Source organism: Umezawaea sp. Da 62-37 (genome assembly GCF_032460545.1).
In the GTDB taxonomy this organism is placed as follows: domain Bacteria; phylum Actinomycetota; class Actinomycetes; order Mycobacteriales; family Pseudonocardiaceae; genus Umezawaea.
Genome location: NZ_CP135965.1, coordinates 4014122 through 4033887 on the forward strand (window position 1 = coordinate 4014122; position 19766 = coordinate 4033887).

The 19766-nt window shown below is 69.2% G+C and carries 16 protein-coding genes and 1 pseudogene; 8 read left to right on the forward strand and 9 right to left on the reverse strand.

The genetic code is table 11. The annotated features are described in order from the left end of the window. Positions 1–66: 66 nt before the first annotated feature. From treS to glgB, 3 genes are read left to right on the forward strand one after another with little or no spacing between them, the layout of a single operon-like run. A complete protein-coding gene (treS, locus tag RM788_RS17800) occupies positions 67–1875 on the forward strand; it encodes a maltose alpha-D-glucosyltransferase (protein WP_315932816.1) in 1809 nt (602 codons plus the stop codon). A gap of 5 nt (positions 1876–1880) precedes the next feature. After that, positions 1881–3209 (forward strand): maltokinase N-terminal cap-like domain-containing protein, encoded by a 1329-nt coding sequence (locus RM788_RS17805; protein WP_315932817.1) that lies wholly within the window; start codon positions 1881–1883, stop codon positions 3207–3209. Between the two features lie 7 nt (positions 3210–3216). Continuing rightward, positions 3217–5430 (forward strand): 1,4-alpha-glucan branching protein GlgB, encoded by a 2214-nt coding sequence (gene glgB, locus RM788_RS17810; RefSeq protein ID WP_315932818.1) that lies wholly within the window; start codon positions 3217–3219, stop codon positions 5428–5430. Between the two features lie 66 nt (positions 5431–5496). On the opposite strand, the gene RM788_RS17815 is transcribed toward glgB, so the two are convergent. Further along, the gene (locus RM788_RS17815) at positions 5497–6375 is read right to left on the reverse strand and encodes a CPBP family intramembrane glutamic endopeptidase (RefSeq protein ID WP_315932819.1); all 879 of its coding nucleotides are present in this window, start codon (positions 6373–6375) and stop codon (positions 5497–5499) included. Positions 6376–6551: 176 nt separating this feature from the next. Further along, entirely contained in the window at positions 6552–6842 is a 291-nt protein-coding gene (locus tag RM788_RS17820; RefSeq protein WP_315932820.1) for a hypothetical protein, read from the reverse strand. Between the two features lie 237 nt (positions 6843–7079). Between RM788_RS17820 and cas6e the strand changes: the two genes are divergently transcribed. After that, complete coding sequence (gene cas6e, locus RM788_RS17825; RefSeq protein WP_315932821.1) at positions 7080–7949, forward strand: type I-E CRISPR-associated protein Cas6/Cse3/CasE; 870 nt, start codon at positions 7080–7082, stop codon at positions 7947–7949. Positions 7950–8456: 507 nt separating this feature from the next. Continuing rightward, positions 8457–9857 (forward strand): annotated as a pseudogene (locus RM788_RS17830) (neutral zinc metallopeptidase); the annotation flags it as partial. Here the strand turns inward: RM788_RS17830 and RM788_RS17835 are convergent. Together RM788_RS17835 and RM788_RS17840 are read right to left on the reverse strand one after the other, a co-directional pair. Next, positions 9858–10967, reverse strand: coding sequence for a DUF6114 domain-containing protein (locus tag RM788_RS17835; protein WP_315932822.1), 1110 nt, complete (start codon positions 10965–10967; stop codon positions 9858–9860). Next, on the reverse strand, positions 10958–11566 hold the full coding sequence (locus RM788_RS17840) for a DUF6230 family protein (protein ID WP_315932823.1): 609 nt from the start codon (positions 11564–11566) through the stop codon (positions 10958–10960). Before RM788_RS17840 ends, RM788_RS17835 begins: the two co-directional genes overlap by 10 nt. 205 nt (positions 11567–11771) lie before the next feature. On the opposite strand from RM788_RS17840, the gene RM788_RS17845 reads away from it, so the two are divergent. After that, on the forward strand, positions 11772–13208 hold the full coding sequence (locus RM788_RS17845; protein ID WP_315932824.1) for a neutral zinc metallopeptidase: 1437 nt from the start codon (positions 11772–11774) through the stop codon (positions 13206–13208). Positions 13209–13244: 36 nt separating this feature from the next. Here RM788_RS17845 and RM788_RS17850 read toward each other — a convergent pair whose 3' ends face one another. From RM788_RS17850 to RM788_RS17865, 4 genes are all read right to left on the reverse strand, one after another. After that, the gene (locus RM788_RS17850; RefSeq protein ID WP_399343900.1) at positions 13245–14210 is read right to left on the reverse strand and encodes a tetratricopeptide repeat protein; all 966 of its coding nucleotides are present in this window, start codon (positions 14208–14210) and stop codon (positions 13245–13247) included. 505 nt (positions 14211–14715) lie between these two features. Then, complete coding sequence (locus RM788_RS17855; RefSeq protein WP_315932826.1) at positions 14716–15246, reverse strand: hypothetical protein; 531 nt, start codon at positions 15244–15246, stop codon at positions 14716–14718. 55 nt (positions 15247–15301) lie between these two features. Further along, positions 15302–17035 (reverse strand): coenzyme B12-dependent isobutyryl-CoA mutase large subunit, encoded by a 1734-nt coding sequence (locus RM788_RS17860; RefSeq protein ID WP_315932827.1) that lies wholly within the window; start codon positions 17033–17035, stop codon positions 15302–15304. A gap of 423 nt (positions 17036–17458) precedes the next feature. Continuing rightward, entirely contained in the window at positions 17459–17758 is a 300-nt protein-coding gene (locus RM788_RS17865; protein WP_315932828.1) for an MTH1187 family thiamine-binding protein, read from the reverse strand. Positions 17759–17805: 47 nt separating this feature from the next. Between RM788_RS17865 and RM788_RS17870 the strand changes: the two genes are divergently transcribed. Further along, complete coding sequence (locus RM788_RS17870) at positions 17806–18309, forward strand: MarR family winged helix-turn-helix transcriptional regulator (protein ID WP_315932829.1); 504 nt, start codon at positions 17806–17808, stop codon at positions 18307–18309. Between the two features lie 40 nt (positions 18310–18349). Beyond that, positions 18350–19441, forward strand: a complete 1092-nt coding sequence (locus RM788_RS17875) for an aminoglycoside phosphotransferase family protein (protein WP_315932830.1) — start codon at positions 18350–18352, stop codon at positions 19439–19441. Here the strand turns inward: RM788_RS17875 and RM788_RS17880 are convergent. Then, a complete protein-coding gene (locus RM788_RS17880; RefSeq protein WP_315932831.1) occupies positions 19423–19755 on the reverse strand; it encodes a DUF3817 domain-containing protein in 333 nt (110 codons plus the stop codon). The two genes, RM788_RS17875 and RM788_RS17880, sit on opposite strands and share 19 nt — an antisense overlap. Positions 19756–19766: the final 11 nt, after the last annotated feature.

Below are 19766 nucleotides of genomic sequence, written 5' to 3' on the forward strand. Positions count from 1 at the left end.
CCGCGTGCACCAGGTACGCAGGGGATGGTTGACGTACCCGCTATGAGGTGGGACGAGGTGGAGATCATGCAGGAAGATTCCCGACCCGACGCGGCCCTGGGGCTCGAGGGCGTACCGCACACCGGTGAAGCGATCACCGCCGACGGCATGTTGGTCGAGCCGCAGGCCGAGGACTTCCAGCACGCGAAACAGGCGCCGAGGAACCCGGACTGGTTCAAGGGCGCGGTGTTCTACGAGGTGCTGGTGCGAGCTTTCACCGACTCGAACGGTGACGGCACGGGCGACCTGCGCGGTCTCGCCAGCAGACTGGACTACCTGGAGTGGCTGGGCATCGACTGCCTGTGGCTGCCCCCGTTCTACGCTTCCCCGTTGCGCGACGGGGGTTACGACATCAGCGACTTCCGCGCGGTGCTGCCGGAGTTCGGCAACATCGAGGACTTCGTCTACCTGCTCGACGAGGCGCACCGCCGCGGCATCCGGGTCATCACCGACCTGGTGCTCAACCACACCTCCGACGCCCACCCGTGGTTCCAGCAGTCGCGGATGGACCCGGACGGCCCCTACGGCGACTACTACGTGTGGAGCGACGACGACTCGCGCTACTCCGACGCGCGGATCATCTTCGTCGACACGGAGTCGTCGAACTGGACCTACGACCCGGTGCGCGGGCAGTTCTACTGGCACCGGTTCTTCTCCCACCAGCCGGACCTGAACTTCGAGAACAACGACGTCCAGGAGGCGATGCTGGACACGCTGCGGTTCTGGCTGGACCTGGGCATCGACGGGTTCCGGCTGGACGCGGTGCCCTACCTGTTCGAGGAGGAGGGCACCAACTGCGAGAACCTGCCGCGCACGCACGACTTCCTCAAGCGGTGCCGCAAGGTGGTCGACGACGAGTACCCCGGCCGGATCCTGCTGGCGGAGGCGAACCAGTGGCCCTCCGACGTGGTCGAGTACTTCGGCGACCCGGCGGTGGGTGGCGACGAGTGCCACATGGCGTTCCACTTCCCGTTGATGCCGCGGATCTTCATGGCGGTGCGGCGGGAGTCGCGGTTCCCGATCTCGGAGATCCTGGCGCAGACGCCGGAGATCCCGGCGGGCACGCAGTGGGGCATCTTCCTGCGCAACCACGACGAGTTGACGCTCGAGATGGTGACAGACGAAGAGCGCGACTACATGTACACCGAGTACGCCAAGGATCCGCGGATGAAGGCCAACATCGGCATCCGCCGGAGGTTGGCGCCGCTGCTGGAGAACGACCGCAACCAGCAGGAGCTGTTCACCGCGATGCTGCTGTCGCTGCCGGGTTCGCCCGTTCTGTACTACGGCGACGAGATCGGCATGGGCGACAACATCTGGCTGGGCGACCGCGACGCGGTGCGCACGCCGATGCAGTGGACCCCCGACCGCAACGCGGGGTTCTCCAGTTGCGATCCGGGCCGGATCTACCTGCCGGTGATCATGGACCCGATCTACGGCTACCAGGCGCTCAACGTCGAGGCCCAGCTCAACAACGCCTCGTCGCTGCTGAACTGGACCCGCCGGATGATCGAGGTGCGCAAGCAGCACCACGCGCTCGCCGAAGGCACCTTCATCGACCTCGGCGGGTCCAACCCGAGCGTGCTCGCCTACAAGCGGCGCTGGACGCGACCGGACGGGCACGAGGACATCGTGCTGTGCGTCAACAACCTGTCGCGCTTCCCGCAGCCGGTCGAACTTGACCTGTCCGAGCACCGGGGAACCACCCCGGTGGAGCTGACCGGTGGGGTCCACTTCCCCATGGTCGGTGAACTGCCGTACCTGCTCACGCTGCCTGGCCACGGGTTCTACTGGTTCCAGCTGGCCACCATGGGCGACGACGGCGAATCGAGGTGAGTGACGTGACCGAACCCCAGGAACTGGTCGAGAAGCTGCTGACGGAGCTGCCCGGCTGGCTGCCCGCGCAGCGCTGGTTCGCGGGCAAGGACCGCGCGGTGGGCTCGGTCCGTCCACTCCGGACGACCGTGCTGCTCGAAGACCCCCTGCTGGTGCACCTCGTGATCGAGGTGGAGCAGCAGGACCGGGCCGAGGCCTACCAGCTGCTCGTGACCGACCGCGAGGAGTCCTACGACGCGACCACCGACGGCGAGCTGACCGGCCACCTGCTGGACCTGATGGTGGAGGGCCGCGAGGTCGACGGGCTCAGCTTCGAGCACGAGCCGGACGCCGAGCTGACCGGTGGTCTGCGCGGACGGCCCATCACCTCCGAGCAGAGCAACACGTCGATCATCTTCGGCAGCCAGTACATCCTCAAGCTGTTCCGCAAGCTCTCGTTCGGGCCGAACCCGGACCTGGTGCTGCACCGCGCGCTGCGCGGGGTCGGCTGCGAGCACATCGCGCAGCCGCTCGGCTCCATCACCGGCACGCTGGAGGGCGAGCCGATCACCATCGGCATGCTCCAGCAGTTCCTGCCGGACGCGGTCGACGGCTGGGCGATGGCCACGACGAGCGTGCGCGACCTGATGGCGGAGTCCGACCTGCACGCCGACCAGGTGGGCGGCGACTTCGCGGGCGAGGCCAACCGGCTCGGGCAGGCGGTCGCCACCGTGCACGCCGACCTGGAGCGGGCGCTCGGCAGGCACGACGCGGACGACGACGACATCCAGGGCACCGTGCGCGCGATGCACACCCGGCTCGACGCGGTGGCCGCGATGGTCCCGGCGCTCGACCCGTTCGTCCCCGCGCTGCGCGAGGCGTTCGACAAGGCCGTGGAGAACCAGGGCGCGATCGTCGTGCAGAACATCCACGGCGACCTGCACCTCGGCCAGGTGCTGCGCACCGTGCACGGCTGGCTGCTGATCGACTTCGAGGGCGAGCCCGCGGCGCCCGCCGCGGAACGGGCCGCGCTCAAGTCGCCGCTGCGCGACGTGGCCGGAATGCTGCGATCCTTCGACTACGCCGCGCACCAGCTCCTGGTCGGCCAGGAGGACGATCCCCTCCTGACGGAGCGGGCGCTGGAGTGGGCGCGCCGCAACCGCGCGGCCTTCTGCGAGGGTTACGCGGAAGCGGCCGCCGACTCGCTCGGGGACCCGAGGCGGCACGGGCAGTTGCTGCGGGCCTTCGAGCTGGACAAGGCGGTCTACGAGGTCGCCTACGAGTACGCGAACCGGCCCGAGTGGTTGACGGTCCCGCTGTCGTCGATCGCCCGGATCACAGGAGAAGGAGCGTGACGGAATCGTGAACGCCAAACCGGCCGAACTCCCCGACGCCGCACCGTCACCGAGCGATGTGGACCGGCTGCTGGCCGGAGCGCACCACGATCCGCACTCGGTGCTGGGCCTGCACAAGATCGGCACCGGTGTGGTCGCCCGCGCCCTGCGGCCGGGCGCGAAGTCGGTCGCCGTCGTGGCGGGCGACGAGAAGTGGGACCTGCCGCGCGTCGTCGACAGCCTGTTCGCGGGCACGCTGCCCGAGCAGCCCGGCGACTACCGGTTGGAGATCGACTACGACGGCGACGTCGTCACCGTCGACGACCCGTACCGCTGGCTGCCGACCGTGGGCGAGCTGGACCTGCACCTGATCGGCGAGGGCCGCCACGAGCGGCTGTGGGACGTGCTCGGCGCGCACCACCGCGGCTACGACACGCCGTCCGGGCTGGTCGAGGGCACGTCCTTCGCCGTGTGGGCGCCGACCGCGCGCGGTGTGCGCGTGATCGGCGACTTCGACGGCTGGGACGGCCGGGCGAACCCGATGCGGTCGCTGGGCTCCTCCGGGGTGTGGGAGGTCTTCATCCCCGGCGTCCAGGTCGGCACCAGGTACAAGTTCCGCATCCTGGGCGCGGACGGCGCGTGGCACGAGAAGGCCGACCCGATGGCGTTCGGCACCGAGGTGCCGCCGCTGACCGCGTCCGTCGTAACCGTCTCCGACTACACTTGGGGCGACGCCGCGTGGGAGGCCAAGCGCGAGGCCACCACGTGGATCAACGCGCCGGTCAGCACCTACGAGGTGCACCTCGGCTCCTGGCGGCCAGGGCTGAACTACCGCGAGCTGGCCGAGCAGCTGGGCGACTACCTGGTGGAGACCGGGTTCACCCACGTCGAGCTGCTGCCGGTCGCCGAGCACCCGTTCGGCGGCTCGTGGGGCTACCAGGTCACCTCCTACTACGCGCCGACGTCCCGGTTCGGGTCGCCGGACGACTTCCGGTACTTCGTCGACGCCCTGCACCAGCGGGGCATCGGCGTGATCGTCGACTGGGTGCCCGCGCACTTCCCCAAGGACAGCTGGGCGTTGGCCAAGTTCGACGGGACGGCGCTCTACGAGCACGCCGACCCGCGCCGCGGCGAGCAGCCCGACTGGGGCACGCTCGTGTTCGACTTCGGCCGCAACGAGGTCCGCAACTTCCTCGTCGCGAACGCGCTGTACTGGATCGAGGAGTTCCACCTCGACGGCCTGCGGGTCGACGCGGTCGCCTCGATGCTGTACCTCGACTACTCGCGCAAGGAAGGGCAGTGGCTGCCCAACCAGTACGGCGGTCGCGAGAACCTCGACGCCGTGCGGTTCATGCAGGAGCTGAACGCCACCGTCTACCGGCGCCACCCCGGCATCATGATGATCGCCGAGGAGTCGACCGCGTGGCCGGGTGTCACCAGGCCCACGCACCTGGGCGGCCTCGGGTTCGGGTTCAAGTGGAACATGGGGTGGATGCACGACACGCTCCACTACCTGGGCCGCGAACCCATCCACCGGTCGTTCCACCACAACGAGATCACCTTCTCGCTGGTGTACGCGTGGAGCGAGAACTTCGTCCTGCCGCTGTCGCACGACGAGGTCGTGCACGGCAAGGGCTCGCTGTGGCAGCGGATGCCCGGCGACGCGTGGAACAAGGCCGCGAGCCTGCGCTCGCTGCTCGCGTTCATGTGGGCGCACCCCGGCAAGCAGCTGCTGTTCATGGGTGGCGAGTTCGGCCAGCCGGAGGAGTGGTCGGAGTCGAAGTCGCTCGACTGGCACCTGCTGGACGACCCGCTGCACGGCGGTGTCCGCGCTCTGCTGGGCGACCTCAACCGCGTGTACAAGGACTCGCCCGCGCTCTACAGCGCGGACAACAAGCCCGAGGGGTTCTCGTGGATCGACGCGAACGACTCCGCGGGCAACGTGCTGAGCTTCCTGCGCATCGGTGAGGACGGGTCGCACCTCGCGTGCGTCGCGAACTTCTCCGGCCAGCCGCACCACGACTACCGGGTCGGCCTGCCGAGCACCGGTCGCTGGCGCGAGGTCGTCAACACCGACTCCTCCGTCTACGGCGGTTCGGGCGTCGGCAACCTCGGTGTCGTGGAGGCCGAGGCGCACCCGTGGCACGGCCGTCCCGCTTCCGCGATCCTCCAACTGCCGCCCTCGGGCGTGCTGTGGCTGGCCCCGGAGGTCGAGCACGTGGCCATCGAAGACCCGCTGTAGTTCCCCCGTCGCACGGGAACGGCCGCCCCTCTCGCGAGGGGCGGCCGTTCCCGTTCTCGGACCTGGTCAGGGGCGGGGGCGGATCTGGCCGGTGCGAACGGCCCTGCGCAGCAGCAGCACGGTGGCCACGAGGCAGACGAGCAGCGCCATCAGGCTGGCTTCCGGGCCGAACTCGCCGCCGGTCAGCACCGACGGGCCGGACAGCGTGGTGCGCAGCAGACCGTTGGGGGCTTCGGGGGAGCCGGACACCGTCGTGCCGAACAGGCCGCCCTGGACGAAGTTCCAGGCGAAGTGGAGGCCGATCGGCAGCCACAGCGACCGGGTGACCGTGTAGGCGGCGGCCAGCATCGTGCCGCCGGTCAGGGCGATGGCCAGCGTGCCCCACAGCGTCGCGTTCCCGTTGACGAGGTGCACCCCGCCGAACACCAGCGAGGACACCACCAGCGTGATCACGGTCCCGGCCCGCTCCTCCAGGATGCGGAACAGCACCCCTCGGAACAGCGCCTCCTCCACGACCGCGACACCGGTCATCATCCCGGCGACACCCAAGGCTCCGAAGAACGAATTCCACGACACCTGGTCGAACCCGCCGAACACCAAGATCAGCGCCATCACGGCGAGGAACAGCCCGGCCCCGAGCAGCGCCCCCTTCCGCAGCCCCGACCACATGTCCGCCCTCGCCAGCTCGGGCACGTCCACGCGCCCCTCGACGACCTGGGCCAGCTTGCGGTAGACGAACACCCCGGCGACGGCCAGCCCGATCCCGATCGGCAGCGCCAGCAGTGGGATGGGCGCCACGAGCTGGTTGATCCCGGCGAACGCGATCATCACGACGAACAGCGCGACGAAGAGCACCGGGAAGCGGAACCGGCGCAACCGAGGACCGCTCGTGGACGGCTCCGCCGACGAAGGGGTGTCGTCCGAGTGGGTGGGGGTGCGCTCCATGGTTCCGACTCCTTGGGCTACCGGGTGTTGACCTGACACCCGGAACGCTATTCAGCCCGGCGCCCCGTGGAATCCCGCTGGAGCGGACACTTGCGGGTAGCTCTCACGGGGGACAAATCCCGCCGCGCGGTGAACCCGGCCCGCTGACCTGCGGCTCCGCCGAGGAGAGCAAGGAGTCAGCGCAACTCGACCAAGCGATCGAGGACGACCTCCAGAGTGCCCTCGGCTTCCCAGACGGCGCACGGGCGGTTGTCCACGACGGACTGCCGGATCAGCCGGGCGGCCTGGGCGTCGGTGTCGGAGCGCACGCGCAGCACGTCGAGCCAGAGGCCGTTCTCGGCGAAGTAGACGAGCTCCTCGACGTCGTGCGGAGGAGTGGCGGAGCGCTTGAGCTGGACTCGCCAACCGAGCACCTCGCAGAGGTGCTGAAGGCGCCCGATCTGGGCTAGTTGATCGAGGGTCAGCATCCCGACTGGTCCTGTTCCGTGCTCTGCCCGCGGCGACGAGGTCGACGCGGGCACCAGTGTTCGTCAGTCGGCGGACGTCGAATACCACCGTCCCGTGGAATGTCCTCTTCTCGCCACCCCGACGACAGGGGGTCGACACCCCCGTGACCGAGGAGTAAGGGCCGTCGCGGGGCGCAAAATTGCGTAATGGATTGATAACCGGGCTAGACCACTGCGTCGAAACCTTGCGACCAACGGGTGAAGTCGAACGCCTATCAGGGGCTCATCATGGTTACCGCATGGGCTTCCGAAACGGAATCTGATTACATGGCCGATCTCGACGAATGCGACACGGCGGGGGCCGTGGAAGTCGATGTCAGACAACCGTACTTTCCGAGCACCCAAGACGTTTCCGCAGCCAGGAGGCCTCCGCCGCATTTCTGGGGGCAGTTTGGCTTCGCTTATCGAATCGGGATTGTCGTGTTCCTGAGCACCCTGGCCATCAACGTGCGGTCACGCGAGTTCCGCCGCGACCACGCGAACATCCACGACATGCACCGCACGGTCATGTCGGCGTTCCCCAACATCACCGAATCGACACCCGCGCGGCAGGCCCACGCCGTGCTCTGGCGCCTGGACAGCACGAACGACGGTTTCGTCCAGTACGTGCAGAGCCGCACCGAACCCGACTGGGGCCACTTACCCGCCGGCCACCTCACCTCGCCCGCGGACGTGCGGCCCCTGCGACCGATGCTGGAGGCGGTCTCGCCGGGGCGGACGCTGGCGTTCCGGATCGTGGCCAACCCGACCTGGTGCGAGGCGAAGTCGCGGAAGCGGCTGGTGCACCGGGAGCCCGAGCAGCAGGTGGAGTGGTTGGTGCGGAAGGGGCGGCAGCACGGGTTCGTGATCCCGGAGGGGGAGGCGGGGCCGGACGTGGTGCCGTCGGCGATTCCGACGCTGGTGGGGAGGAAGAACGCGGCTACGAAGATCACGGTGGAGGCGGTGAGGTTCGAGGGGAGGTTGGTGGTGGTGGATCGGGAGGCGTTCACGGAGGCGGTGGTTGGGGGGATCGGGAGGGCGAAGGCTTATGGGTGTGGGTTGATCAGTGTGTGGGGGGAGGTGGCTTGAGGGGTTCCGGTGGGGGTTTGGTGGGTGGGTGGTGGAGCCCGGCCCCCGTGGCGCGATTGTCTCAATGCACCACCACCGTTTGTCAAGGCGGGAAAGATGCCTTGACAAACGGTGGTGGTGCAGGAGGGCGCTGTGTATCGGGGGCAGGGGGAGGTCTGGCTCCGCCATGACTCGGGCACCTCGCTGCGCGTTGGCAGGGCACCTCGCTGCGCGTCGGTAGGGCATCGGGCGTTGCCCGACGAGGCCACGGGCGCTCCGCGCCGGATGCGAGGGGGCGGCTGCGCCGATGAGGTTATCCCTCGCTCCGCGACGGACAGGGCACCTCGCTGCGCGTCGGCAAAGCGGGCGGCGTTCCGCGCGGATGGTGGTGGGCGGCAGGGCCGGTGGGGTTGGTTTTGGTGGACTGAGCGGTGCGGTTTGGTTCGCTGGATCGGGTGAATGGCTGGTGGGGGCTTGGTGGTGTGGTGGCGTTGGCAGGTTTGACGCCGAGCAGTCGGTGGGGCGGGGCACAATGGTCCGATGCGACACCGATCAGGACGGCTGGTCAGGCTCGCGGCGCTGGTGACGGCGGTCGCGACGGTCGGCAGTGGATGCACGGTCGCGGTCAGCGGCCAGCCGAGGGCGGCGAAGGTCGTGGCGCGGGACACCACGTCGACAGCCAAGATCAACGGCAGTGACGGCGGTCAGATCGACCAGCTCGCGGGTACCGCGCTGGCCGACATCGACCGGTTCTGGACCGATGAGTTCCCGGCGACCTTCAACAAGCCCTGGACGCCGCTGTCGGGCGGGATCTTCTCCGTCGACACCGCGGACACGACCGGGAAGCCGCCGCCGTGCACGGAGAAGGCGTCCGACGTCGAGGGCAACGCGTTCTACTGCCCGTCGGCGGACGCGGTCGCCTACGACCGCGCGTCGCTGCTGCCGGTCCTCCAGGACAAGTTCGGCGACGCCGCCGTGGTGATCGTGCTGGCGCACGAGATGGGCCACGCCGCGCAGAAGCGGATGGGGATCACGTCCGAGGCGGAGCGCGCGAACCCCGGCAAGTTCCCGACGATCCTCACCGAGGCGATGGCGGACTGCTTCGCCGGGTCGTTCACGAAGTGGGTGTCCGACGGGAAGTCGAAGTCGCTGGACATCGGGCAGGACGCGTTGGACTCGGCGCTGGGCGCGCTGATCACGTTCCGCGACCCGGTGGGGACCTCGCCCAGCGACCAGGCGGCGCACGGCAACGCGTTCGACCGGGTGTCGGCGTTCCAGGACGGGTTCCAGCAGGGCACGAAGTTCTGCGGGGCGATGACCGTGCAGAACCGGGTGTTCACGCAGCAGGCGTTCACCAACATCGAAGACCGCGACCGCGGCGGCAACCTGCCGTTCGACAAGATGATCACCGAGCTGACGCCCAACCTGAACGGCTACTACCAGGGCGTGATCACCTCGCTGGGCAGGACGTGGGTGCCGCCCAAGTCGACGGAGGTCGACTCGGAGCCAAACTGCGCGGGCGACCAGGGCCCGGTGGCGTTCTGCGCGGGGGACAAGTCCGTGGAGATCGACGTGAAGGGCGAGCTGCCGAAGCTCCACGAGCAGATCGGCGACTACGCGACGGGTCTGCTGATGGCGAGCCGGTACGGGCTGGCGGCGCTGGCGCAGGCGGGCAAGCCGACCGAGGGGTCGGGGGCCGGCCGCAACGCGCTGTGCATGGCGGGCGCGTACACGGCGACCGTGCTGAAGCCGCAGGGCGAGTTCGGCCTCTCCCCCGGCGACATGGACGAGGCGGTGCAGCTGCTGCTGGCGGGGAACTTCCCGACCCGCGACGCCAAGGGCAAGTCGGGCCTGGAGCCGGGGTTCGCGCGGGTCGAGGTGTTCCGGACCGGGGTGTTCGACGGCGACAAGGCGTGCGGGATCCGCTGATCAGGTCACGCTGATGTGCGCGCCGGGAATCCTCAGGACCCCGCCGCGCAGATCGGTGTTGCGCACCGCGACCTCGGTGAACGTGGCGAACGGGACGTTCAGCGGCGGCGGGTTGGCCGGGGTGTAGTCGACCGGGATCTTCAGGCCGAGGACGTCCAGGTTCCCCTTGAGCCGCAGGGTGAACAGCTCGATCCGGCCCGAGTCGATCGTGGACACGCTGCCGGGCGCCGCCGCGGTGACGAGCGAGTGCCCGTCACCGAGGTCGGCGGTCTGCACGAGGTTCGTGATCTTCAGGCTGGTGGCGGTGAACCTCAGGACCTCGACCTGCTCGCCGTCGAGCGGGACCTCCTCGACACCCGTGAAGTCCAGGCCGCCGAGTTCCAGCCTGCTGGCGTTGAGCGTCCAGGCCCGGTTCGCCGCCACCAGAGGGGTGTTGTCCTCCGGTGGCGGCAGCGGCTGGTCCTCCGACGGCGGGGTGGACGGGGCGCTCGACTCGCTTGTCGACGGGGTGGTCGACGACGGCGGGGACGACGACGGCGGTTCGACCGTGGTGGAGGGCACCGACGAGGACGTCGGCGCCTCGCTGGCAGGCGGCGGTTCGGTGGTGGTCGGCGGTTGCAGCAGGACGACGCCCACGAGCGACAGCGCGGCCAGCGGCGTCGCGGTCGACCCGTGTCCGCCCGTCGTCTTCGCCTTGCGCGGCCGGTCGGTCCACGAGACCGCGAGCGCGCCGCCCAGCAGACCCAGGATCGTGCCGACCAGGAACCCGCCGAGGTTGGTGGTCACCAGCGCGATCAGCGACAGCAGCACCGCCACGACACCCGCGGGGAACCGGAAGCCCGGCCGGAACCAGAGCGCGCCCGCGGCGATCTCCAGCAGGACGCCGATGAGCAGCGCGGACACCCCGCCGAACGTCTTGATCGAGATGACCAGGTCGCCCAGCCTCAGGTTGGCGTAGGGCGGCGCGAGGATGACCAGGCCGGACAGCCCGACGAACAGACCCGCCCAGAACGGCCTGCCGCGGCGCCACGCGCGGAAAGCGCGCCACGCCCTGTGCAGTCCGGACGACCGCCGCGCGGGCCGGTCGTCCGGACCGCCGTTCAGAAGCACTCCTGACGACCGGTGCGGACCGTGAGGCCCATCCCCGTGAACTTGATCGTCTGGGCGGTCGTGCTCCACGCGATCTGGTGCAGACCGGTGATCGTGGCGGTGTCGGCCTGGAGGCCGAATCCGCCCGCCTGGCCCTTGAGACCGGCCGGGCCCTTGTCGAGCGAACCGGCGTCCACGCCGATCTGCGGGTTGCCGAGGGTGAGGTCGCCGGTCAGGTCGGTCAGGTTGACGACCAGGTTGTCGGCCTGCATGCCCGCGACGTCCGCGGCCGTGATGCGCATCGTCACATCACCGACGACCGGCAGGCCGGGGAGGAAGACGGACTGGCAGAACGTGTCGAGCGTGGCCTTGCGGAAACCGTTCACGGCGACCGCGTGGGCCTGCCCCGAACCGGCGTCGATCCCGCCGAACTGCACGAACCCCTCACCGGTGAGGGTGTCGGCGGAGACCTTGAAGCTGCTGCCGGAGACCGCGAACGACGCCGCGAGCGCTCCTTGGGACATGCCGAACATCAGCACCCCGGCGCCGATCGCGCCGATGCCGAAGACGGCGGCGAACCTGGCCCACCGGGTTCTCCCCGACGAATCGTCCTCTGCCATACCGCTTGCTCCCTCCGCGTTGAAGGCTGGTGAGCGGAGACGTTCGCCCTACCCGTCGGTACGGACAAGCAAAACGAGCCTGGCACGTCTAGAAATCATCCCCAGGGGTGAGGAGGGCTCACGGTTCGGTCTCGACCATTGGGCCGGTTGAACCAAGTAGGGTGCGCAGCGCTGGCGAAAAGCGGACCGGAACGGGGACCCTGGGATGGCGCGGCGGGCTTGGCGAAGGGCGGCGCTCGCCGCGACGGTGTCGGTGGCCGCCCTGCTCGGGGCGTGCACGACCAGCGTCGGCGGGCTGCCGACACCCGAGCGACCGGACATCAGCAAGATCTCCGGCCTGGAGATCACCCAGGGCGAGAGCGGCGCGAAACCCGGTGTGCCGGACGCGACCCTCGCCGTCGAGAACGGCGACGGCGGCGAGATGGACCGGCTGGCCGTCAACACCCTCGCCGACGTCGAGGAGTACTGGACCCAGCAGCTGCCGGTCAACTTCGGCGGCCGCCGGTTCGAACCGGTGAAGCGGCTGATCTCCTACGACTCCGGCGGCACGAGCGTCGACGTGTGCCGCACGAAGACCGCCGGCGTCGCGAACGCGTTCTACTGCTCGCTGGACGACAGCATCGCCTGGGACCGCGGCGAACTGCTGCCGATGCTCAACGACTCGTTCGGCCCGATGTCCGTGGTCACCGTGCTGGCCCACGAGACCGGCCACGCCGTGCAGTACAAGCTCGGCGACGCGAGCGGCATCACCCAGGCCACGCCGACGATCATCAAGGAGCAGCAGGCCGACTGCTACGCGGGCAACTTCTTCCGCTGGATCGCCGAGGGCAACTCCAAGCACTTCCGCCTCTCCACCGGCCCCGGTCTCAACCAGGTGCTGTCCACGATGTTCTTCATCCGCGACGCGGCGGGCACCAGCGCGGAGAAGCAAGGCGCGCACGGCAGCGCGTTCGACCGCGTGGCGGCGTTCCAGTTCGGCTTCGCGGGCGATCCCAAGCGGTGCGCGCAGATCAACGAGACCGAGATCAAGAGCCGCATCACCCAGCAGACGTTCAGCCCGGACGACCAGTCCAAGGGCCAGCTCGCGGTCGCCGACCGCAAGAGCCTCGACGTGCTGGAGAGCAGCCTTCGGGACGCCTACAAGCAGACCGGGGCCGCACCGCCCGCGTTCAAGGAAGGCCTCGGCGACTGCCCGGACGTGCAGGGCACCTCCCCCGCGTCCTACTGCCCGAGCACCAACCAGGTGTCGCTGGACCTGGACGAGCTGACCAGGATCGGTTCCCTGCCCAAGAAGGGCCAGACCGGCGGGCTCGGCGACTTCGCCGCGTTCGCCGAGATCGCCTCGCGGTTCGCGCTGTCCATCCAGAAGGCGACCGGCTACCCGCTCGACGGCCCCGCGGCGGGCCTGCGCACCGCGTGCCTGACCGGCGCGTGGGCCGGGACGACCACCAAGAGCACGTCCACGCTGCGGCTGTCCGCGGGCGACCTGGACGAGGCCGTGGCCGAACTGCTGGCCGACAAGAGCCTCATCGCCGCCGACGTGAACGGCGCAGTCGTGCCCTCGGGCTTCGCCCGCGTCGAGGCGTTCCGCGACGGCTTCTTCGACGGCGAGACCGGCGTCTGCACCCGCAAGTACTCCTAGAGCCGGAAAGGGCCCGAAGGCCCTTCCCGGAGAGGTCTAGAAGAGCGCGCTGGCGAGGTTGCGACGTGCGGCCGACACCCTGGGGTCGTCGGCGGGGAACAGCTCGAACAGGCCCACGAGGTGTTCGCGCACCTTGTTGCGGTCGTCGCCGTAGACCCGGCGAACCGTGTCGACGAGCCGCTTGAAGGCGCCTTCGACGTCCTGGTTCACGATCGCCAGGTCCGCCGCCGCGAGCTGCGCGTCGAGGTCGTCCGGGGCCGCGTCGGCCCGCGTGATCGCGTCCGCGTCGACCGCTTCGGCACGGGCCGTGAAGCGGACCTGCACGAGAGCCGCCTTGGCCTCCTCGTTCGCGGGCTCCACCGCGAGGATGGACTCGTACGCGGCCTCGGCGGCCACGAAGTCGCCTTGCTCGAACGCTTCCTCGGCCGCGACGAACCGCGGGTCCTCGGGCTCCTCGACCGGAGCGGGCGGCCCACCGGCGTTCGCCTCGGCCGCCGCGATACCGGGCAGCTTGTCCCGCAGCGCTTCCAGCAGCCGCGCGATCCACTGCCCGAACTCCGCCTGCGGCAACGGCCCCGAGAACGCGTCGATCGGCTGACCGGCCGCGACCGCCACCACCGTGGGCACCGACTGCACCCCGAAGGCCTGCCCGATCCTCGGACTGGCGTCCAGGTCGACCTTCGCGAGGATCCACGCCCCACCGGACTGCCGCGCCGCGGCCTCCAGCACCGGCGAGAGCTGCTGCGCCTCAGGACTCCAGGTCGCGGTCAGCTCGACCACCACCGGGATCTCCATCGACCGCTCCACCACCGCCTGGAACGTCGCTTCGGTGACTTCGAGAACCCACGGACTGGGCGCCGAAGCCGGGCCTCCGGTAGGTGTTGACTGCGCGGCGGGCCGCTGACGGGCCGCGTCGGCGCGCGCCTTGAGCGCACCCAGGTCCACCGCCCCGGACAACGCGGCGGACAGTGCTGCGGTTTTACGAGGGTCTGGCCTTGTCACGTCGTCCATCCTGGCACGAGCGGGTGAGAGCCGGTGCACGGACCGGCGGACTGGCCCCCGATTGCGCCGCACGGGCAACCGGAGTTCACCGCACCGTGTCCCCCGCGACGCGGGAAGTTCTGGTAAAGGCAGCGACCATGAAGACCCAACAAACACACCGCACAAGCACCAAGCCGAACACACCCGCACTCAAAGCCCAGAACCGAGCAACCAGCCGATCAACCAGGCAACCGCAAGAAACCCACACCCCAAACACAAAACCGAGCAATCAACCGATCACACGGGAACCGAGCGCGCCCGCACCCCGTGCGGCCGATTTGACTTGGGGTTTTTGGCCCTACCCTCGCTCAGCGGGCAGGCTTTTCACCCCTGCCCCTTTTGGGCCCGCAGGGCCAAAAAGAGGGGCCCCAAGTCAAATCGGCCGCACCCGGAGACCATGGGCACCGATGACCGGTTTCGAGCAGCTGGAAACCAGACCGGCATGAGGAACAAGCCAATATCAAAATCAACTACTCGTATCCAAAGCGACCTCCGTACTGGCTTCACCCTCACCAGGCCCAGTCACCTTGACCGAAATACTCCCCCGAGCAGTTTCCTTCACACTAGAAGTCACCTTCAACACCGACCACTTGCCATCAGCCGCCACCCCCGAATTGGTGCACGACAACCCCGCATCGCTGTCCTCGCAAGACCACCCGTCCCCCTCAGTCCCGGTGACCTCCAAACTGGGCAACGGCAACGTCACAGCAACCACCAACGCCTCACCTGGGGCCTCACCCGAACCCCCACCCCCCACCACCACGCTGAACTCGAACGACGACCCGTGCACGTACCAGGCCCCGGTGTTGTCCAACGCCACCCCGCGCCCCTTCTCCAACGACACCTCAAGATCACCCGAAGGCCCCGAGGTCGTCGTTTCCACCGGGCTGGTCGTGGTGGGCGCGGAAGTGGTCGACGAGGAACCAGGAGACGCCCCACCACCACCCGCGCATCCGGAAAGAACGAACAGCAGCGCGAAACCGACGATCGTTCGCATGCGGGCTCCTGTCAGTGTTGTGGGCCATCAACAATGGCACAACGAACAGGGTCCGTCAGAATCGGGCGGGCTCGGTGTAGCCGCCCCACTCGTCCTTCAGGACGTCGCAGATCTCGCCGAGGGTCGCTTCGACGCGGGCGGCTTCCAGCATCGGTTCGATGAGGTTGCCGGAACCGCGGGCGACCTCGACCATCCTGGCCAGCGCGCGGTCGACCGCCGCCTGATCACGGGAAGTGCGGCGCTCGGCGAGCACCCGGTTCTGCTCGCGTTCGACCTCGTGGCTGACGCGGAGGATTTCCAGGTTCTCGGAAATGGACTCGGTGTGCACGTTGACGCCGACGACCTTCTTGTCGCCCTTCTCCAGCGCGACCTGGTAGGTGAACGCCGAATCGGCGGTCTCCCCGGTGAACCAGCCGTCCTCGATGCCGCGCAGGATGCCGGAGGTCATCTCGCCGATCCCGTGCTCGCCGGACGGGACGGCGACGGCGGCCATGGCCTTGATGCGGTCGAAGACCTTCTCGGCCTCGGCCTCGATCCTGTCGGTGAGCGCCTCGACGTACCAGGAGCCGCCCAGCGGGTCCGCGACGTTGGCGACGCCGGTCTCCTCCATGATCACCTGCTGGGTGCGCAGGGCGATCTGGGCGGCCTTCTCGCTGGGCAGCGCGAGCACCTCGTCCAAGGCGTTGGTGTGCAACGAGTTCGTGCCGCCGAGCACGGCCGCGAGCGCCTCGACGGCGGTGCGGACGATGTTGTTGTCGGGCTGCTGCGCGGTCAGCGACACACCGGCGGTCTGGGTGTGGAACCGGAGCTGCTGGGCCTTCGCGGTCTTGGCGCCGTAGACGTCGCGCATCCAGCGGGCCCAGATGCGCCTCGCGGCGCGGAACTTGGCGATCTCCTCGAAGAAGTCGAGGTGCGAGTCGAAGAAGAAGCTCAGGCCGGGCGCGAACTTCTCGATGTCGAGACCGCGCGAAAGGCCCAGCTCGACGTAGCCGAACCCGTCGGCGAGCGTGAACGCCAGCTCCTGCGCGGCCGTCGCCCCGGCCTCGCGGATGTGGTAGCCGGACACCGAAAGCGGCTTGTACGCCGGGATGTTGTCCTGGCAGTACGCCATCAGGTCGCCGATGAGCCGCAGGTGCGGTTCGGGGGCGAACAGCCACTCCTTCTGGGCGATGTACTCCTTGAAGATGTCCGTCTGGAGCGTGCCGTTGAGCTTGGAGATGTCCGCGCCCTGGCGTTCGGCGGCGACCAGGTACATCACGAACACCGGCACGGCGGGCCCGGAGATGGTCATCGACGTGGTGACCTGCTCCAACGGGATGTCGCCGAAGAGGACGTCCATGTCGGCGGCGGAGTCGATGGCGACGCCGCAGTGGCCGACCTCGCCCAGCGAGCGGGCGTCGTCGGAGTCCTTGCCCATGAGGGTGGGCATGTCGAAGGCGACCGAAAGGCCGCCGCCGCCGCGCGCCAGGATCATCTTGTAGCGCTCGTTGGTCTGCTGGGCGTTGCCGAAGCCCGCGAACTGGCGGATGGTCCAGTTCTTGCCGCGGTAGCCGGTGGCGTGCAGGCCGCGGGTGAAGGGGTACTCGCCGGGCCAGCCGATGCGTTCGAAGTTGTCGACGGTCTCGCCGGGGAGGGGGCCGTAGACGGGATCGACTTCGACGCCGGAGAGGGTGGTGAAGTCGGCGTCGCGGACCCGGCCGGTGGACTCGGCCTTGGTGTAGGCGGCCTGCCAGCGCCGGCGACCGGCCTCGTGGTCGGCGTGGTCGGCGTCGTAGCCGGGAGCAGGCATGGGGTCTCCGCATCGTCGTGCGCCGATGTGTCGTCTGTGGGGAAATAGTAGGACGTCCGACTATTGGGCGCCATTGGGTTCGGGGTGTTGGGTGTCACAGGGGGTGCTGGGGGCGCTGGGTGTGGGTCGCCAGTGGGGCGCGTCTGCCGTGGTTGCGCGGGTGTTGCTGGGTGTCGTGCTGGGTCGCCGGGGGTCGCATCCGCCGTACTCCGGGTGCGGCCGGCTTGACTTGGGGCCGCTCTTTTCGGCCCTCGGCGGTCTAAAAGGGCAGGTGGTGGAGCTCCTGCCCGCCGTTGAAAGTGTAGGGCCGAAAACCCCAAGTAAAGCCGGCCGCACAGCGGACGAGCGCTGCTCGGTGCCGTTGTGGTCGGGCGGTTTGCCCGGTGGGGTCGGGCGGTTTGTCGTTGTGGTCGGGCGGCGTTTCTAAAGGTCCTTGAGGTGGGCTTCCACGCGGTCGACCTTGGCGGTGAGTTGGCCGGTGAAGCCGGGGCGGATGTCGGCCTTGAGGACGAGGCTGACGCGGGGGGCGGTGGCTTGTACGGCTTCGGTTGCTTGTTTCACGACGGCCATGACCTCGTCCCAGTCGCCCTCGATGAGGGTGAACATGGCGTTGGTCTCGTTGGGCAGGCCGGATTCGCGGACTACGCGGACGGCTTCGGCGACGGCCTTGGCGACGCTGTCGGACTCGCCTCCGAGTGGACTGACGCTGAACGCGATGAGCACTGTGCCTCCTGGACCTCTCGCTGGTACCCACTGGTAGCTTCGGCGCCATGACGCCCCAGCCGCTGCCTTTCGACCCGATCGCACGAGCGGCCGAGCTGTGGGAGAAGCGGATCGGACCGTCGACGTCGATGGCGGCGGTCACGAGCGTCATGCGGGTACAGCAAATCATCCAGTCGGCCGTCGATGCCGCGTTGAAGCCGCACGGGTTGACGTTCGCGCGGTACGAGGCGCTGGTGCTGTTGACGTTCTCCAAGGTGGGCAGCCTGCCGATGCGGGTGATGGGTGAGCGGCTCCAGCTGCACCCGACCAGCGTGACCAACATCGTGGACCGGTTGGAGGCCGACGGGCTGGTGCGGCGGAATCCGCATCCGACCGATCGGCGCACGACGCTGGTGGAGATCACCGACGCGGGGCGCGCTCGGCGTGAGGTGGCTACCGAGGCCGTGATCGGCGTGGACTTCGGGTTGCGGGGGCTGACCGAGCGGCAGACCGAGCAGCTGACGGACCTGTTGGCGAAGGTCCGGCGGGCGGTCGGGGACTTCGAGGATTAAATCCGTCGCGTACCGGGGTGGTCTGGGCCACCCTGTGCTGATGCGCGAGGTCATCGCCCTGGTCACGGTCGACGGGGAGTACGCGGGAGCCCTCGGGCCGTTCGTGGTGGACAGCCGGTGGTGGAACCACGTCGAGCCCGTGGTCGAGCACCTCGAAAGGGTGCTCGGTGTGCCGACGAGCGTGCTGCGGCTCGTCAAGGGGGTCGGGGAGTTCACCAGGGGCGGCACGACCACCTACCAGGTCGAGGCCCACGGGAAGCCGGACCTGAGCGCGCTGGTCGCCGAGCCCGTCCACGTGTTCCCGGACGATCCGCTGCGGATGCCGTGGGCCAAACCCGGTGGTCCCGCCGAGCTGGTCGCGTGGGCCGAGGAGCACGTCACCCGGACCGGCGAAGTGCGGCAGGTGAAGACCTGGAACCTGTCGTGCGTGTTCCGGGTGGAGACCGATGCCGGCCGGGTGTGGGTGAAGGCGCTGCCGCCGTTCTTCGCGGCCGAGCCGGTCGCGTTGCGGCTGGTGTCCGCGCTGGACCCGACGCTGGTGCCCGAGGTGATCGCCGCCGCGCCGCTGCGGGTGCTGATGGCGGACGCGCCGGGCGGGCCCTGCTGGGAGCCCACGGCGGAGCAGATCCGGTCGGTGGTGCCGCGGCTGGTCCGCGTTCAGGCCGCGCTCGCGGGTGACCGGCGTCCCGGTCTGCCGGAGGTGCCGATCTGGTCATCCGAGGTCGAGGGCTCCCGTGAACGGGCGGAGGCGCTGCTCACGACGGGGCTGCCGATGACGTTGCTGCACGGCGACTTCCACCCCGGCAACTGGCAGTCCGACGGTACCGGCCACCAAGTGATCGACTGGGCCGACGCGCACTGGGGGCACCCGGCGCTGGACGCGGCGCGGCTGTGGACGTTCCTCGCGCCCGAGAAGCGGCCGCTGCTGGCCGAGGTGTGGACGGCGGCCTGGCTGGAGCACGTGCCGGACGGCGATCCGGCCACGGCGCTGGAGCTGGCGATCCCGTTGGTGCACGTGTTCAACGCGGTCCGCTACCGCGAGTTCCTGGCGAACATCGAGGACAGCGAGCAGGTCTACCACCTCGGGGATCCCGAGTACGAGATCCGGAAGGCTCAGGCAGCGCTGTCCTGAAGGCCCGTCCCGCGGGCTTCCAGCCTGCCGGTCCGGGTCGCCCAGCGCTCGAACACGACCGTGCCGAACGGCGGGATGCTCGCCAGCAGCGCGAGGAGCGCGGTGCCGCGCTCCCACTTCAGGGCGGAGCTCGCGAGCAGGGTCACGAGGATGTAGACGACGAAGACGGCACCGTGGATCGGGCCGAAGACCTTCACCCCGATCTCGTTCTCCACCAGCGCGTACTTGAACAGCATGCCGATCAGCAGACCGGCCCAGGACACCGCCTCGGCCGTGGCGAGCAGGCGGAAGCGGCCGACGGGGCTGGTGAGCATGCCGTCCATTG

Bases quoted from the DNA above. Each gene is read 5' to 3' on its own strand.
- RM788_RS17880 (WP_315932831.1), bottom strand. From the start codon at position 19,755: ATGCTCACCAGCCCCGTCGGCCGCTTCCGCCTGCTCGCCACGGCCGAG.
- RM788_RS17875 (WP_315932830.1), top strand. From the start codon at position 18,350: ATGCGCGAGGTCATCGCCCTGGTCACGGTCGACGGGGAGTACGCGGGA.
- RM788_RS17820 (WP_315932820.1), bottom strand. From the start codon at position 6,842: ATGCTGACCCTCGATCAACTAGCCCAGATCGGGCGCCTTCAGCACCTC.
- RM788_RS17840 (WP_315932823.1), bottom strand. From the start codon at position 11,566: ATGGCAGAGGACGATTCGTCGGGGAGAACCCGGTGGGCCAGGTTCGCC.
- RM788_RS17855 (WP_315932826.1), bottom strand. From the start codon at position 15,246: ATGCGAACGATCGTCGGTTTCGCGCTGCTGTTCGTTCTTTCCGGATGC.
- RM788_RS17815 (WP_315932819.1), bottom strand. From the start codon at position 6,375: ATGGAGCGCACCCCCACCCACTCGGACGACACCCCTTCGTCGGCGGAG.
- treS (WP_315932816.1), top strand. From the start codon at position 67: ATGCAGGAAGATTCCCGACCCGACGCGGCCCTGGGGCTCGAGGGCGTA.
- RM788_RS17845 (WP_315932824.1), top strand. From the start codon at position 11,772: ATGGCGCGGCGGGCTTGGCGAAGGGCGGCGCTCGCCGCGACGGTGTCG.
- RM788_RS17860 (WP_315932827.1), bottom strand. From the start codon at position 17,035: ATGCCTGCTCCCGGCTACGACGCCGACCACGCCGACCACGAGGCCGGT.
- RM788_RS17870 (WP_315932829.1), top strand. From the start codon at position 17,806: ATGACGCCCCAGCCGCTGCCTTTCGACCCGATCGCACGAGCGGCCGAG.